The 12,652-nt window shown below is 62.9% G+C and carries 14 protein-coding genes; 7 read left to right on the forward strand and 7 right to left on the reverse strand.

Annotation, left to right across the window (positions count from 1 at the left end; translation table 11 throughout):
- Nucleotides 1–13: 13 nt before the first annotated feature.
- From VK804_RS12225 to VK804_RS12255, 7 genes are all read left to right on the forward strand, one after another.
- Nucleotides 14–901, forward strand: coding sequence for an ion channel (locus tag VK804_RS12225; RefSeq protein WP_325371073.1), 888 nt, complete (start codon nt 14–16; stop codon nt 899–901).
- A 92-nt stretch (nt 902–993) separates the two neighbouring features.
- Nucleotides 994–1,350, forward strand: coding sequence for a hypothetical protein (locus VK804_RS12230; protein ID WP_325371074.1), 357 nt, complete (start codon nt 994–996; stop codon nt 1,348–1,350).
- 196 nt (nt 1,351–1,546) lie between these two features.
- On the forward strand, nt 1,547–1,846 hold the full coding sequence (locus tag VK804_RS12235; protein WP_325371075.1) for an acyl carrier protein: 300 nt from the start codon (nt 1,547–1,549) through the stop codon (nt 1,844–1,846).
- Between the two features lie 9 nt (nt 1,847–1,855).
- On the forward strand, nt 1,856–2,329 hold the full coding sequence (locus VK804_RS12240; protein WP_325371076.1) for a 3-hydroxyacyl-ACP dehydratase FabZ family protein: 474 nt from the start codon (nt 1,856–1,858) through the stop codon (nt 2,327–2,329).
- Nucleotides 2,322–3,530: a beta-ketoacyl-ACP synthase gene (locus VK804_RS12245; RefSeq protein ID WP_325371077.1), complete on the forward strand. Its 1,209-nt coding sequence runs from the start codon at nt 2,322–2,324 to the stop codon at nt 3,528–3,530. The genes VK804_RS12240 and VK804_RS12245 overlap by 8 nt, the downstream gene beginning before the upstream one ends.
- Nucleotides 3,531–3,560: 30 nt before the next feature.
- Nucleotides 3,561–4,838, forward strand: a complete 1,278-nt coding sequence (locus tag VK804_RS12250) for a beta-ketoacyl-ACP synthase (RefSeq protein WP_325371078.1) — start codon at nt 3,561–3,563, stop codon at nt 4,836–4,838.
- Between the two features lie 141 nt (nt 4,839–4,979).
- On the forward strand, nt 4,980–5,915 hold the full coding sequence (locus tag VK804_RS12255) for a lipid A biosynthesis lauroyl acyltransferase (protein ID WP_325371079.1): 936 nt from the start codon (nt 4,980–4,982) through the stop codon (nt 5,913–5,915).
- 94 nt (nt 5,916–6,009) lie between these two features.
- Here VK804_RS12255 and VK804_RS12260 read toward each other — a convergent pair whose 3' ends face one another.
- From VK804_RS12260 to VK804_RS12290, 7 genes are all read right to left on the reverse strand, one after another.
- On the reverse strand, nt 6,010–7,086 hold the full coding sequence (locus tag VK804_RS12260; protein WP_325371080.1) for a polyamine ABC transporter substrate-binding protein: 1,077 nt from the start codon (nt 7,084–7,086) through the stop codon (nt 6,010–6,012).
- A 46-nt stretch (nt 7,087–7,132) separates the two neighbouring features.
- Nucleotides 7,133–8,296, reverse strand: a complete 1,164-nt coding sequence (locus VK804_RS12265) for an aminotransferase (protein WP_325371081.1) — start codon at nt 8,294–8,296, stop codon at nt 7,133–7,135.
- A gap of 7 nt (nt 8,297–8,303) precedes the next feature.
- Nucleotides 8,304–8,630, reverse strand: coding sequence for a rhodanese-like domain-containing protein (locus VK804_RS12270; RefSeq protein WP_414642766.1), 327 nt, complete (start codon nt 8,628–8,630; stop codon nt 8,304–8,306).
- Nucleotides 8,631–8,790: 160 nt separating this feature from the next.
- Nucleotides 8,791–9,237, reverse strand: coding sequence for a GNAT family N-acetyltransferase (locus VK804_RS12275; RefSeq protein ID WP_325371082.1), 447 nt, complete (start codon nt 9,235–9,237; stop codon nt 8,791–8,793).
- 15 nt (nt 9,238–9,252) lie between these two features.
- The gene (locus tag VK804_RS12280) at nt 9,253–11,178 is read right to left on the reverse strand and encodes a potassium transporter Kup (RefSeq protein ID WP_325371083.1); all 1,926 of its coding nucleotides are present in this window, start codon (nt 11,176–11,178) and stop codon (nt 9,253–9,255) included.
- A gap of 235 nt (nt 11,179–11,413) precedes the next feature.
- Nucleotides 11,414–12,244: a flagellar motor protein MotB gene (locus tag VK804_RS12285; protein WP_325371084.1), complete on the reverse strand. Its 831-nt coding sequence runs from the start codon at nt 12,242–12,244 to the stop codon at nt 11,414–11,416.
- 33 nt (nt 12,245–12,277) lie between these two features.
- The coding region (locus tag VK804_RS12290; RefSeq protein ID WP_325371085.1) for a motility protein A at nt 12,278–12,652 on the reverse strand (375 nt) is incomplete at its 5' end.

A 12,652-nucleotide genomic window follows, 5' to 3' on the forward strand; every position in this document is an offset into this window, starting at 1 on the left:
AGAATAGAAACAGATGGCCGACAGCGCGAGCGAGCGAACACCGAAGACGCGGGTCCTCCGGCTTGGCGGCCGCGAGATCGTGGTCGCCGAAGGCCAGCGCCTCGGCTTCTGGGCCGACATCAGCCATCGCTGCATGACCGCCTCCTGGCCGGCCTTCATCGGCGGCGCCGTGCTGGTGTTCGTGGTCTTCAACGCGATCTTCGCTGCGTTCTACTGGATCGGCGATCAGCCGATCGCCAACGTGGCTGGCGGCGCCTATATCGATTATCTCTATTTCAGCATCGAGACGCTTTCGACCGCCGGCTACGGCGACATGCATCCGCAAACCCATTACGGACATTTCGTCTCCGCGGTCGAACTGTTCACGGGCATCTTCTCGATGTCGTTGATGACCGGATTGATCTTTGCGCGGTTCTCGCGGCCGAATGCGCGGATCCTGTTCGCCGACAATCCGGTGATCTCGAACCATGAGGGCAAGCTCACCCTGATGATCCGCTTCGTCAACGAGCGTCACAACATCATCGGCAACGCCACCGCCAAACTATGGCTGCTCCGCAACGAAGCGAGTTTGGAGGGCGGGTCCTTCAGGAGATTCTACGAGCTGCCGCTGCTGCGAAGCGAGCACCCCGCGCTTGCCTTGAGCTGGACCATCTATCATCTGCTTGACGAGCAGAGCCCGCTCTACGGACTCACCGCGGACGATTTCGCGGCATCGGGTGTCTCACTAGCGGTCGTGGTAACCGGCTACGATGTTGTTGCGGCGCAAGCCATCCACGCCCGAAAGTCCTACGATTATCCCGCGATTCGTTTTGGCTACCGCTACGCCGATATCCTCGACCGCACCGAAGATGGCCGGCTCCGGATCGACTACAGCCGGTTCCATGAGACTATCGAGGAATAGATTCTCGCATCCCGATCATGTGAACATTATTTTCTGCAAGACGCGGCGGACGTGCTAAATATAACATCCAGGATGTCCCGGAGCTGGCAGCCGTGAAAACCCAGCGGCCTATCATTTCGGAAGTGAGGGATGACGAGCACCGCGTGCTCCAATTCCGGCCGCGCAACCCGGCCCATCCACCGGGCCAGCGGGGACACCCCGGCTTCCAGGCGCTCAAGGACGAAGACCCGCAAGAGCCGAACGACCTGTCGCGCTACGAGCGGGCCCGCGAGGAGCCCGACGATTTTCGTCATCGTATGCTGGCCAATGTCGCGGCCTTCGCCTTTACCGTGGCGCTGACCGCGGTCGCGCTGTGGCTCGCCATGAGCATCTCGGACATGCGCCGCATCCAGGATTGCGCGCTGATGGGGCGGCGCGACTGCGCGCGGATTGCGACGCCGAATTTCTAGCCTTTTGAAGGCCACAGCCCGCCTGTTCCACCGCCTGATCCGGCCGATCCCACATTGCCCGCCTCCATTGAACTAAAGGCGGCGCTCCGATATACGGGCACTCGACATCCGGGCGGCAGATGGGGCATTTGCGGGGCGCTGCGCCCGCCTGCCGTGCTATCTCCGAATTTATCTCCAATATATCAAAGGCTTAAGTATGTCCTCCACATTCGATCAGATCGCCACGATTATCGCTGAAACCTGCGACATCCCGCGCGACACGATCACGCCGGACAGCCACGCGATCGACGATCTGGGGATCGACAGCCTGGATTTTCTCGACATCGCTTTTGCGATCGACAAGGCGTTCGGGATCAAGCTGCCGCTGGAAAAATGGACCCAGGAAGTCAATGACGGCAAGGCGACCACCGAGCAGTATTTCGTCCTGAAAAACCTTGCCGCGCGCATCGACGAACTGGTCGCGGCCAAGGGCGCCGGCACGGGCGCGGGCGCCTAAGCGCCCGCCATGCAGCTTGAATATTTCACGCTGATTGACCGCATCGTCGACCTCAACATCGGCGAGAAGACCATCACGGTCGAGGCCCAGGTTCCCGAACACAGCACCATTTTCGAGGGTCACTTCCCGGGCTTTCCGATCATGCCCGGGGTGTTGCTCACCGAAGCCATGGCGCAGAGTGCCGGCTGGCTGTTGCTGGGCGTGATGAAGTTCGAGCGCATGCCGTTCCTGGCCATGATCAAGGAAGCCAAGATGCGGGGTTTCGTCAGTCCCGGCGAGCTGCTGACGATCGATGCGAAGATCGAGCACGAAGGCTCGGGCTTTGCCGTCACTTCGGCCAAGGCGCGCGTCGGCAAGGAGTTGAAATGCAGTGCCGATCTGACCTTCCGCCACATCGCCTTCCCGGACCCCGCCCTGCGCGTCCACATGGATGCGATGGCCCGCAAGATCGGCTACCCGCTAGAACTGATCGCCCATGACTGAAACCACATCCTCGCATCCGGGGCTTACGGAAGTCTGGATCACCGGCATCGGCATGGCGACCTCGCTCGGCGAGGGGCTGGATGCGAACTGGGACGCGCTCAACGCGCGCCGCCTCAATGTCGATGAAAAGGGGTTTGCGCCCTACATCGTGCACCCCTGGGCGGGCGTCAATCTCGACAGCCAGATCCCGAAAAAGGGCGATCAGCGCCAGATGGAAGCCTGGCAGCGGATCGGCACCTATGCCGCAGGGCTGGCGCTGGATTCCGCTGGCGTCAAGGGCAACAAGGAAATCCTGGGACGGATGGACATGATCGTCGCCGCCGGCGGCGGCGAACGCGATCTGGCGGTCGACTGCAACATCCTCAATCTGGAGGCCAAGGGCAATTCCGCGCCCGGCTTTCTCAACGAACGGCTGATGAACGATCTGCGGCCGACGCTGTTTCTGGCCCAGCTCTCGAATCTGTTGGCCGGCAACATCGCCATCGTGCACGGCGTGTCGGGCACCTCGCGCACCTTCATGGGCGAGGAAGCCGCCAGCATCGACGCGGCGCGGATCGCACTGGCGCGGATTGCCGGCGGCCAGAGCGACATCGCGCTGATCGGCGGTTCGCAGAACGGCGAACGCAAGGACCTGCTGGTGCTCTATGAATTCGGCGGCTTCAATCTCAGGGACAGGTTCGAGCCGGTATGGGCGCGCAGCCAGCACTCAGGCTTTGCGCTCGGCTCCGCCGGCGTGTTTCTCGTCGTCGAATCCCGGGCGCATGCGGAAGCGCGCGGGGCAAAACCCTATGCGCGGCTGACCAACGTGGTCGGCGACCTCGCGAGGCGCAAGCGTCCCGGCGAAGTGACGGCGACGCTCGAAGGACTGTGGTCGAAGCTCGGCAAGCTCGAGGGCCATGGCGCCATCATTACCGGGGCGACCGGCGTCGAACCGGTCACCTCGGAGGAACGCGCGTTCCTGGGTAAACATCGGGATTTTCCGGTGCGGGCCACCGGCACCATGTTCGGCCACACCATGGAAACGCAATTTCCGCTGGGACTTGCGCTGGCGGCACTTTCGCTCTCGCGCGGCGCGCTGTTTCCGCCGAACGATCCGAGCGGATTCGAGGTTGAAATGTCGCAAACTCCGACCCAGATTGTGGTGATCGGGGCCGGCCATTGGCGGGGCGAAGGCATGGCCCTGGTGGAAGCGATCAAGTGAGTCTGATGGGACTCGAGCGACGGGGAAAACATGACAGCACCACGCGATAAATCCGGCAGGCCGATCGTCGTCGTCACCGGCATGGGCGTCGTGACCTCGCTCGGCGCCGGCAAGGCCGACAACTGGAAGAAGCTCACCGCGGGCGAATCCGGCATCCGCACCATCACGCGTTTCCCGATCGACGGCTTGAAGACCACGGTGGCCGGCACCGTCGATTTCATTGCCGTCGAGCCGTTCTCGTCGACCGGCCTCACCGAGCGGCTCGCCGATGTCGCGGCCGAGGAGGCCATCGCGCAGGCTTCGATCGGAAGCAAAGGCGATTTCCCCGGACCGCTGTTCCTGGCGGTGGCCCCCGTCGAGGTCGAGTGGCCGCAGCGGCTGGAGCTCGGGCGGGCGATCGAGGAAAAGGATTTCAACTACGACGCCATCCTGCGCGCCAGCGGCGGCGGGCGGTTTTCCGAATATCACCATCGTTTCCAGTTCGGTTCCGTGGCCGATCATTTGGCCGAGACCTGGGGCACCAAGGGATCGCCGATTTCGCTATCCACGGCCTGCGCATCCGGCGCAACCGCGATCCAGCTTGGCGTCGAGGCGATCCGCCGCGGCGAGACCGACGCCGCGCTGTGCGTTGCCACCGACGGCTCGGTCAATCCGGAAGCGCTGGTGCGGTTTTCGCTGCTGTCGGCGCTGTCGACCCAGAACGATCCGCCGCAAACCGCGTCCAAACCATTTTCCAAGAACCGCGACGGTTTCGTCATGGCGGAAGGCGCCGGCGCCCTGGTGCTGGAGAGCTACGATGCCGCGGTCGCCCGCGGCGCGACGATCCTGGGCGTGGTCGCCGGCTGCGGCGAGCTGACCGACTCGTTTCACCGCACCCGTTCCAGCCCGGACGGCAAGCCGATCATCGGCTGCGTGCGCAAGACCCTGACCGATGCCGGCATGGCATCCGAGCAGATCGACTACATCAATGCCCACGGGACAGCGACGCCGGAAAACGACAAGATGGAGTATCTGGCGATCTCCACCGTGTTCGGCGACCGCGCCACGCAAATTCCGGTATCGTCCAACAAGTCGATGGTCGGCCATACCATCTCCGCGGCGGGCGCGGTGGAAGCGATCTTCTCGCTGCTGACGCTGGAGCATCAGCGGATTCCGCCGACCATCAATTACGACGTCCCGGACCCGGCGATCCCGTTCGACGTGGTGCCCAACCAGGCCCGCGACGCCCGCGTCACCGCCGTGATGTCGAACTCGTTCGGCTTCGGCGGCCAGAACGCCTCGCTGATCCTGACGCGCGAACCGGTCTGACGATTCGTCAACGAGCGTGATCCGGAAAAGTGGACACCGGTTTTCCGAAAAGATCATGCTCAATCAAAAGATAGAGCGGGATGACGCTTCGAAGAAGAGTTATCCCGCTCACGTGTTCGGCAACACCGTCGTTGGTTCCTGATGCACAAGCAGCTCGCTCGCGCCAAAGCCCGCCTTCGCGAGGCCGCCAAGCCGCTCGGCGAGGCGGCGGTCGGCGCGGCGACGATCGGGATGTTGCGCACCACCCGCTATTTCGATCCGGTCAAGACCGCTAATCTGTTCGGCCGCGTCACGCGCTTCATCGGCCGCCGGCTGCGCGAGGACCGGGTCGGCCGCGAGAATCTCACGGCCGCCTTCCCCGAAAAATCTCAAGAAGAGATCGAAACCATTCTGGCCGGCGTCTGGGACAATCTCGGCCGCTTCGGCGCCGAGTTCGCTCACCTCGATCACATCTGGGACTACGACGTCGATCATCCCGAAAAGGACAGCCGCGTCGAATTCGGGGCGCGGACAAAGCAGCTGTTCGATCAGCTCAGGGATGACGGCAAGCCTGCATTGATCTTCACCAGCCATCTCGGCAGTTGGGAACTGCCGGCGTTGGGCGCGGTCGCGCACGGACTTGATTGCGCCATCCTGTACCGGCGCCCGAACAGCGAATCGGCTGACCGCGCCATTGAGCGGATACGCGCGGTCAATATGGGGACGCTGATTCCGGCCGGCCGCGACGCGCCGCTCAAGCTCGCCGAGGCCCTGAAAAACAACCAGCACGCCGTCATGCTGGTCGATCAATACCTGACCAATGGCGTCGAGGTCACCTTCTTCGGCCGCAAGACCAGGGCCAATCCGATGCTGGCGCGGCTGTTGCGTCAGATCGAATGCCCTGTTCACGGCGTGCGCGTCATCCGCCTGCCCGGCCATCGCTTTCGCGCCGAACTGTCCGAGGAGGTCAAACCGGTGCGCGATGCCGCGGGGCAAATCGACATTCAGGGCACGATGCAGGCGGTGACCTCGGTGGTCGAGGGCTGGATCCGCGAATACCCGGATCAATGGCTGTGGCTGCACCGAAGGTGGCGATAGCGCCGCTTGTAGCGAAGCGCAATCCGGGACAGGCTGGCGCAATTGTCGAGACCGCCCCGGATTTCGCTCCGCTCCATCCGGGCTACGGGAGAAGCTACCTTCCCGTCTTCACCTTGGTCCACAGCCGGTTGATGATGCGCTGGGTCGCCGGATCGCGCGCGGTGATGACGAACAGTTTTTTCAGCGTCGCCTCGTCCGGATAGATGTTCTTGTCGTCGAGGATCTTCGGATCGACCAGCTTCTGGCTCGCCAGATTGCCATTGGCGTAGGACAGGAAGTCGGAATTTTTCGCCGCCACCTCGGGCCGATAGAGATAGTTGATCAGCTCATAGGCCTCCGCGACGTGCTGCGCGTCCGCAGGAATCGCCAGATTGTCGAAGAACATCTGCGCGCCCTGTTTCGGGATGGTGTAGCCGATCTCCACATCGCTCTTTGCCTCGGCGGCGCGGGCGCGGGCCTGCATGACGTCGCCCGACCAGCCCACCACGAGGCAGATTTCGCCGGTCGCCAGCGCGCTCAGATATTCGGAAGAGTGAAACTTGCGGACTGAGGGCCTGATCTTCGAAACCAGGTCGGCGGCCTTTTCGAGATCGACCTGCTTGGTCGAGTTGGGATCGAGCCCGAGATAGCCGAGGGCCGCGGGGAAAATGTCGTCGGCGGAATCCAGCATGTGGATGCCGCAATCCTTGAATTTTGCGAGATTCTCCGGCTTGAACACGATGTCCCAGCTGTCGATTTTGGCGTCGGGGCCGAGAATTTTCTGCACCATCTTGACGTTGTAGCCGATGCCGGTGGTGCCCCACATGTAATTGGCGGCATATTGATTGCCGGGATCGTAGATCGCGAGTTGCTTGGTTACGACCGGCCAGGCGTTGGCGAGGTTCGGCAGCTTCGACTTGTCGAGTTTTTGGAAGATCTTCGCCTGGATCTGGCGCTGCAGGAAATAGGCGGTGGGAACGACGACGTCATAGCCGGATTTGCCGGCGAGTAGCCGCGTCTCCAGCGTCTCGTTGGCGTCGAAGGTGTCGTAGACCACCTTGATGCCGGTTTCCTTGGTAAAATCCTCCAGCACTCCTGGCGCCATGTAGTTCGACCAGTTGTAAAAATTGACGACGCGCTCCGCGGCCTGCACAGGCGACGACAGCGCTGCAACGAGCGCGCCGATCGCCATGACAAATCGAATTCGAGTGTGGCTGAAATTGCGCATCCTGGGCCTCTTATCGGCGATGCACCGCATCCGACAGCCGCTCCAGCGCGGTGTCCAGCGTTGCGTCCTTTTTCGCAAAACAAAATCGCACCACCGACGTCACCGGATCCTTCTCGTAGAAGGCCGACACCGGGATGGCAGCGACCTTGTAGTCGGTGACGATGCGCCGGCAGAAGACCTCGTCGGTTTCGTTGAGACCGAGCGGCGACAGGTCGACGGTCAGGAAATAGGTGCCCTGCGAGCGCAGCACCGGAAAGCCGATGCTCTCGAGCCCCTTGGTCAGGCGGTCGCGGCTGCGCGCGAGATCCGCGCGCATCTCGTGGAAATAATCATCCGGTTTTCCGAGGCCGTAGGCGACCGCGGCCTGCAAGTTCGGCGCGGTGGTAAAAGTGAGAAACTGATGCACCTTGGCGGCGACCCGAAGCAGCGGCGGCGCGGCGCAGACAAAACCGATCTTCCACCCCGTCAGCGAAAAGATCTTGCCGGCGGAGCCGACCTTGATGGTGCGTTCGCGCATGCCGGGAATGGTGATCAGCGGAATATGCTCGCGGCCGTCGAAGATCACATGCTCCCAGACCTCGTCGCAGATCGCAACCGTGTCGAACTCCTGGCAGAACCGCGCCAAGAGTTCGAGGTCCTCGCGCGGATACACGACCGCCGCCGGATTGAGCGGGTTGTTGAACAGGACCGCCTTGGTCTTGTGGTTGAAGGCGCTGCGCAGCATCTCCTCGGAGAGCCGCCAATGCGGCGGCTCGAGCCGCAGCAGGCGCGGAATGCCGCCGGCCTGGCGGATGATCGGCAGATAGGAGTCGTAGACCGGCTGGAACACCACGACCTCGTCGCCGGGCTCGACCACGGCAAGGATCGCCGATGTCAGCGCCTCGGTGCCGCCCGAGGTCACCATCACCTCGCTCATGGGATCAAGCTTGAGCCCGTGCCAGCGCCCGTAATGGGCTGAGATCGCCTGCCGCAGTTCCGGAATCCCCATCATCGACGGGTACTGATTGTAGCCGTTGACCGAGGCGTCTGCAGCCGCGCGGCGGATGTCCTCCGGTCCGGGATCGTCGGGAAAACCCTGGCCGAGATTGATGGCATTATTGTCGCGCGCGGCTTGCGACATCGCCTCGAAGACGGTGACCGGAAGGTCGGCGAAGACCTTGTTCATCGAAGTCATGAGGGCTTCAGCCGCCGCTCTTGGTCGGCAATCCCGCAGCCTTCCAGGCCAGCATGCCGCCCGCAAGGTGCTTGTCATAGGCCAGTCCCGCGGCCTGGGCGGCGAGCGAGGCCGTCACTGATCGCTTGCCCGAGCGGCAGGCAAACACCACCTGCTTGCCCCCGGGATCGGGAATATCCTTCGGCTCGAAGCTCGACAGCGGAACCACGACGCCGCCGGGATAGGCTTCCACCGCAACCTCATTGGGCTCGCGGACGTCAACGAGGAGATAGCGCCCCTCCGCCATTCCCTTCGAGACGTCTTCCGGCGTCAAATCGTGCACCTGATGGGCCACGCTTATCCTCCTCAAAACCTGCTTCAAGAGCGCCCGGTCCGCCCCGACATTCGGGGCGCAAAGTCGCCCCTTGCGTCGAGAAAATCAAGCGCCGCAAACGGCTTAAAGCGTCATCCAAAACTTCAGCCTCAGCTTCAAGGTGGACCTCGTGCGGCCGCTTCTATCGAAGTGGCTTTGTTATCGGCCAAGCCCCTTTGGGCGTTTGAGGGCCGTCGGTTCGGTATCCGCGCCGAAAATAGAACTCCCGGGCGTTTGAGCTGGCTTCCGCGCGCACCGCCTCAACGCCCCGTTCGCGCATCAGCCCTTCCAGCATACCGAGTAATTCTGCACCAACGCCCCGGCGGGCAAATTCGGGGGCCGTATACAGCCCCTCCAGACAGTCAGCGCGAATGGCCCCCCATCCGGCCACCGTGCCGTCGAACTCGACGATCCATATCTCCAACTCGCGAAGCTTTCGCGTCATTCCGAGAAGTGTGAGTTGCGCCGCCCAGGTCCCCGCCTGTTCGGCGGGCATCTTTGGCGGCGCCAGTTCGAGGATCGATCGCCGTCGAACGTCGTGGAGGCGGCTCGCATCACCGGGCATCGCCAGACGGTGAACGGCGCCCATCTCGAAGTGCCTCCGCTAGACGGTCACCTGCGTTCCCACCTCGACCACCCGTCCGCTCGGAATCTGGAAATAGTCGGTGGCATCGTTGGCGGTGCGGCTGAGCGCAATGAACAGGTGGTCCTGCCAGCGCGGCATGCCTGAATGCGCGGCCGGCTTGAGCGCGCGGCGCGACAGGAAGAACGAGGTCGACATGATGTCGAATTGCCAGCCCAGCTTGCGCGCGATGGCGAGCGCCTTCGGCACGTTGGGCGATTCCATGAATCCGAACCGCAGCGTCACCTTGGAGAAGGTCGCGCTGATCGGTTCCAGCCTGACCCGCTCGGCCGGATCGATGCGCGGCGTCGGCGCGGTTTCGATGGTGAGGATGACGTTCTTCTCGTGCAGCACCTTGTAATGCTTGAGGCTGTGCATCAGCGCGGTCGGGGCGCTGACGGGATCGCTGGTCAGGAATACGGCGGTGCCGGAAACCCGCTGCGGCGGCCGCTTTTCCAGCATCGTCACCAGGTCGGCGAGCGGAAACTCCAGCTTGCGCGATTTCTCGAACAGAAGCCGGCTGCCGCGCCGCCAGGTGTACATCAGGAGCATCACCACCGAGCCCAGCGCCAGCGGCACCCAGCCGCCCTCGAACACCTTCAGCAGGTTCGCCGCGAGGAAGGTGAGATCGAGAAACAGGAACGGCGCGATCAGGGCGGCGGCCGCGAACGGCGACCATTTCCAGACCCGCCAGATCACGACAAAACCCATCATGCCTGTGACCACCATGGTTCCGGTGACGGAAATGCCATAGGCCGAGGCCAGCGCGCTGGAAGAGCGGAACATCAGCACCAGCAACATCACGGCGATCAGCAGCAGGGTATTGACGCGCGGAATGTAGATCTGGCCGGAATGGGATTCCGAGGTGTGACGGATCTCAAATCGCGGCAACAGGCCGAGCTGAATGGCCTGGCGGGTCAGCGAATAGGCGCCGGTGATCACCGCCTGGCTCGCGATCACGGTCGCAAGCGTCGCGAGCGCAACCATCGGCATCAACGACCAATCCGGAAACATCAGGAAGAACGGGTTCTCGACCGCCTTGGGATTGCCGATGACGAGGGCGCCTTGGCCCAGATAGTTCAGCGCCAGCGACGGCAGGACGATGAAGAGCCAGGCGGTCTGGATCGGCCGCTTGCCGAAATGCCCGAGGTCGGCATAGAGCGCCTCGGCGCCGGTCACGGCGAGAAACACCGCGCCGAGCGTGATGAAGCCGATGATGCCGTGATGCAGCATGAACGAGACGGCAAGAATGGGATTGAGCGCCAGCAGCACTTCGGGCTGGTGCATGATCGGTGAAATCGATGCGATCGCGATGATGCCGAACCAGACGCACATCACCGGGCCGAAGAAAGCGGCGACATGTGCGGTGCCGCGCGACTGGGCCGCGAACAGCACCAGCAAAATGATCACCGTCAGCGGCACCACATAGGGATCGAACGCGGCGGTGACGAGCTTGATGCCTTCGATGGCGGACAGCACCGACAACGCCGGCGTGATCACGGCGTCGCCATAAAACAGCGCGCCGCTGATGATCCCGAGCAGCACGATGGTGCCGGCGTAGCCGCCGACCGCGCGTTGGGCCAGCGCCATCAGCGCCAGCGTCCCGCCCTCGCCGTGATTGTCGGCGCGCAGCAGGATCAGCACATATTTCAGCGTCACCACGATGATCAGCGCCCACAGGATCAGGGACACGACGCCGAGCACCGCCTGGGTGGTCACGACGCCCGAGGGCCCGCTGGCCGCGACGACGGCTTCACGCAGCGCGTAGAGCGGACTGGTTCCGATGTCGCCATAGACGACACCGATGCTGCCGATCATCAGGGCCTTGAAACCGGCCGTGGAATGGGCGTCGCCATACCCTTTAGCCGCCATCGTTTCCGCGGCGGGAGCTACAACATCACTGGTCATGGGAGCTTGGGCCTCAAAAAGCTTCACTGCACCGATAGCAAAGCGAGGCGGCTTATAGCCCTGCGCTTGGAGCGAAGCCTAGCCTGAATCTGGGTTCGGGCCATGCAAAAAAAGTAGCTTGTAGCTATCGCCTGCGGATCGGGCTCGCAAGCCGGCGGAATATGAAAATGTTGCCTCACCGTTTGCGCCCAGACCGCACCAGTCCGGCAGAAGGTAAAATGGTAGCGTCACCCGGTTACGGCTTCAGCCCTGGCGGCAACGGCGGGTCTTCGCGCATCAGCGTGATGGTGACGCGGCGGTTGGCCGACAGTGAGGGATCGTCGGGAAACAGCGGCTGGCTGTCCGCCTTTCCGGAGACCGCAAAGATATGCGAGGACGGCAGTCCCTCGCGTTCGAGAATCTGGCGCACCGCGTTCGCGCGGTCCGCCGACAGGTCGAACGCGCCATAGTCGCTTCGTGCCGGCACGAAGCCCGCCGCGGTGTGACCGATGATGGAGACTCGCAGCGGCGTGGCTTTGAGCGGCGCGGCAAGCTTCTCGATCAGCCGCCTTGTGCGGTCGTAGGGCTCCTTGGAACCGTCGGCAAACATCGAGCGGCCGTCCTGGTCGACGATTTCCAGATTGAGGCCCTGCTTGGTTTCCTCGAACATGATGTGCTTGGAGATTTCGGTCAGTTCCGGCATGTCCTGCAGCGCCTGGCGCAGCGATGCCGAGGCCAGCATGAATTCGCGGTCGACTTTCAGCTTCGCGCCGGACTCCAGCTTGTCGTCCTGCTGATCCGGCGTCGGCGTATTGGACGCCTCGTCGGGATTGATGTGCGCGAGGTTTTTCAGCTTCGGCCGGGTCGGCAGGCCATCGGATTCGATGATGCCGGAATAACGCACGTCGGTTTGCACGCCGAAGGCGTCGCGCATCGAGCCGGCGACGATCTTCAGCTTGTTGTTGTCCATGGTCGAGAAGGCGACGAGCATCACGAAGAAGCTCATCATCAGGCCCATCAGATCGGCAAAGGTCACGAACCAGCCGTGCCCTCCTCCGTGCGCGTCGCCACGTTTCTTCTTGGCCATGGTTGGGTTTCCGAAACCGGGTTCAGCCGCTTTTTACGCTGGGACCGGTTCGCCCTCTTCGTGGCGGTGTTTTTCCGGCAGATAGGCCAACAGCATTTCACGCACCAGCGTCGGGCTCTTAGAATCCCGGATCATCAGGATGCCGTCGATGATCAGCGTGCGATTGGTTTCCTCGTCAAGCAACTTGCCATGCAGCTTGTCGGCGAGCGGCAGACAGAACAGGTTGGCGACCAGCGCGCCGTACAACGTCGCCAGCAGCGCGGTTGCCATGAACGGGCCGAGTTTCGACGGGTCGGTCATGTTGGCGAACATCTGCACCATACCGATCAGGGTGCCGATCATGCCGAAGGCCGGCGCGCAGTCGCCGACCGCGCGATAGATCTTCTGGCCTTCGTCGAGATGGGTGAG

The organism is Bradyrhizobium sp., assembly GCF_035484855.1.
Taxonomy (GTDB): Bacteria; Pseudomonadota; Alphaproteobacteria; order Rhizobiales; family Xanthobacteraceae; genus Bradyrhizobium.

What these genes read in the sequence shown, in the direction of transcription:
- VK804_RS12245 (WP_325371077.1), top strand. Translation starts at nt 2,322, where the DNA reads ATGACTGAAACCACATCCTCGCATCCGGGGCTTACGGAAGTCTGGATC.
- VK804_RS12225 (WP_325371073.1), top strand. Translation starts at nt 14, where the DNA reads ATGGCCGACAGCGCGAGCGAGCGAACACCGAAGACGCGGGTCCTCCGG.
- VK804_RS12260 (WP_325371080.1), bottom strand. Translation starts at nt 7,086, where the DNA reads ATGGCGATCGGCGCGCTCGTTGCAGCGCTGTCGTCGCCTGTGCAGGCC.
- VK804_RS12265 (WP_325371081.1), bottom strand. Translation starts at nt 8,296, where the DNA reads ATGACTTCGATGAACAAGGTCTTCGCCGACCTTCCGGTCACCGTCTTC.
- VK804_RS12280 (WP_325371083.1), bottom strand. Translation starts at nt 11,178, where the DNA reads ATGACCAGTGATGTTGTAGCTCCCGCCGCGGAAACGATGGCGGCTAAA.
- VK804_RS12255 (WP_325371079.1), top strand. Translation starts at nt 4,980, where the DNA reads ATGCACAAGCAGCTCGCTCGCGCCAAAGCCCGCCTTCGCGAGGCCGCC.
- VK804_RS12240 (WP_325371076.1), top strand. Translation starts at nt 1,856, where the DNA reads ATGCAGCTTGAATATTTCACGCTGATTGACCGCATCGTCGACCTCAAC.
- VK804_RS12275 (WP_325371082.1), bottom strand. Translation starts at nt 9,237, where the DNA reads ATGGGCGCCGTTCACCGTCTGGCGATGCCCGGTGATGCGAGCCGCCTC.
- VK804_RS12285 (WP_325371084.1), bottom strand. Translation starts at nt 12,244, where the DNA reads ATGGCCAAGAAGAAACGTGGCGACGCGCACGGAGGAGGGCACGGCTGG.
- VK804_RS12235 (WP_325371075.1), top strand. Translation starts at nt 1,547, where the DNA reads ATGTCCTCCACATTCGATCAGATCGCCACGATTATCGCTGAAACCTGC.
- VK804_RS12250 (WP_325371078.1), top strand. Translation starts at nt 3,561, where the DNA reads ATGACAGCACCACGCGATAAATCCGGCAGGCCGATCGTCGTCGTCACC.